At 72.4% G+C, this 2,210-nt stretch carries 3 protein-coding genes; 1 reads left to right on the forward strand and 2 read right to left on the reverse strand.

The genetic code is table 11. The features are described 5' to 3' along the window. Positions 1-293 (reverse strand): N-acetylneuraminate synthase family protein (locus VJR25_RS15245; protein ID WP_324116544.1); only part of this gene is annotated, 293 nt, incomplete at its 3' end. Between the two features lie 73 nt (positions 294-366). On the opposite strand from VJR25_RS15245, the gene VJR25_RS15250 reads away from it, so the two are divergent. Continuing rightward, a complete protein-coding gene (locus VJR25_RS15250; protein ID WP_324116546.1) occupies positions 367-537 on the forward strand; it encodes a hypothetical protein in 171 nt (56 codons plus the stop codon). Between the two features lie 65 nt (positions 538-602). Here VJR25_RS15250 and VJR25_RS15255 read toward each other — a convergent pair. Further along, positions 603-2,210: efflux RND transporter periplasmic adaptor subunit (locus tag VJR25_RS15255; protein WP_324116549.1), on the reverse strand; the 1,608-nt coding region annotated here is incomplete at its 5' end.

A 2,210-nucleotide genomic window follows, 5' to 3' on the forward strand; every position in this document is an offset into this window, starting at 1 on the left:
CACTCCCAGGGAGTATGCGCCTCCTCGTACAGCGAGTACAGGTTGCGGCCGCCCCACAGGTCGTGGTCGCCCTTCACATGGAACGGCGGCTCGTCGCTGTCGATCGTCAGGGTGTCGGCCGTATACGTCTGGATCTTCAGCGCGTCGGCGCCACTGGTCGCCACGGCGTCGACGATCTCGAGAGCTCGGTCGAGGCTTCCGTTGTGGTTGCCCGACATCTCGGCGATGGTGAAGACAGGCTTCCCGGTGCCGATGACGGACGACGACAGGGAGATGATCTGGTCGGCACTCACCCCGCCACTCTATCGACGGCGACAGCCCCACCTTTCGGCATGGTGGCGCTTATCGGCGTAGTAGGGTGGACCCATGTTCATCGTCTGCCTCGTGCTGTTCGTGGCCGGAATCCTCTGCTTCGGCTTCGCCTTCTCCGTGGTGCCGGGTCTGCAGGCAGTGATCTTCATCCTCGGGCTGCTGCTCATCGCCCTCGCAATGGGGATCCCGATCCACACGACCCGTCGCAACAGCGCCTCGCGCTGACGTTCAGACTTCGCGAACGCCGCATCCGATCGGATGCGGCGTTCGTCATGTCGGGGTGAGCCCGGTCAGCCTCCTGCGCCCGCGCCGCCGCGGAAGGTGCCACTGGTCCCCGTGCGGAAACCGCCACCCGCGAAGCCTCCGCCGCCGAGTCCCGTGGTGTTCGACGGCAGCGCCTCGGCGGCATCCGCCAGCACCACCTGCTGACCGGCCTTCAACCCGCTCGTGACCTGCACCCAGCCGCCGCCGACGGCGCCGAGCTGTACGACCGTGCGGGTGGTGCTCGAGCCGGAGAGCACCGTCACGACACCGGTCTGGCCGTCGCGGCCCGACAGCGCCGAGGCCGGCACGCGCACGGCATCCGTCGCCGTCGCGGTGACGATCGACACCGTCGCCGCGGACCCGGATGCCAGCGCGGTCGGGGGATCGGCGACCAGCACCGTCGCGGGGAAGGCGGTCGACGACGCCGAGCTCGACGGCAGCAGCTGCACGGACTGCACGGCGCCGGCGACGCTCGACATGCCTCCGGCCGGGGTCACCTGCGCGGCGAGGCCGGTGTGCACGAGGCTCATGTCGGCGAGAGGGATGTCGACGGTCACGACGGCCGCACCCGCACCGATGATCGTGACGCCCTGACTCGTCGACGCGTCCGAGCCGGCGACGAAGCCGACGAAGGCGACCGTGCCGCTGATCGGCGCGGTGAGCGTGGCATCCTGCACGTCGGCCTGCGCCTGTGAGACCGAGGCGTTGTCTTGCGCGATCGCGGCCTGATCGCTCGCGATGCGCGCGGCCTGACTCGTGGCGCCCGAGCCCGATCCGCCGGAACGCGGTGCGGACGCGCCGGACGTGGCGCCGCCGAAGCTCGCGCCCTGGCCTGACGAGCCGCGCGAGGCGCTCGCCGACACGGCGTGTGCGAGCGCGGACACCTGCTGCTCGGTCACCTGCAGCGAGCCCGCGATCGACGCCAGCGCCTGCTCGCACGCGGCGACCTGCGCGGGGCTAGGTGTGCTCGCCCCGCCCCCCGTGCTCGGCGACGGCGACGGCGACGACGTAGACGTGGGCGTGGGGGTCGGCGTAGAGGTGGGGGAGACGGTCGGGCTCGGAGTGGGGCTGGGCGTCGCGCCCGCTCCCGACGTCGGAGCACCGCCCCTGCCGGCGGGTCCGCCGCCGGTCTTCGTCACCGTTCCGGTGACAGGCCGGCACAGCGTGTTCGCCTGGACGAGCTCGTTGCGGATCTGCCCGAGCGACCGGTCGGCACGGGCGAGCTGCGCCTGCAGCGCACCCGTGCCCGACCCGGCGCTGCGGCCGGCCGAGACGCCGGATGCCCCGGTCGTGGCCGTGCTGGCAGCGCTCCCGGTCGTGCTGCTGCTCTGGTCGGCGGCGAGGCTCGCCTGGTCGCGGGCGAGCGTGGCCTGCGCGGCGAGCAGGTTGGCCTTGAGGGCGGTCGGGTCGAGCGTCGCGAGCCTCTGCCCCGCCCGGACGGTGTCGCCCACGGCCACCGAAACCGACGCCACCGTGCCCGACACCGGGAATGACGCCGTCTTCTGGTTCACGCGCGACACGGTGCCGGTGAGCTCGAGCGACTGCGTCACCGGCCCGGTGCCGACGGTCGCGGTGCGATAGTCGGGGCCGCCGGCGGAGGCGGATGCCGCCGAGGCGATCCCGAATCCGCCGCC

This window comes from Microbacterium sp. (assembly GCF_035277845.1).
Lineage (GTDB): Bacteria > Actinomycetota > Actinomycetes > Actinomycetales > Microbacteriaceae > Microbacterium.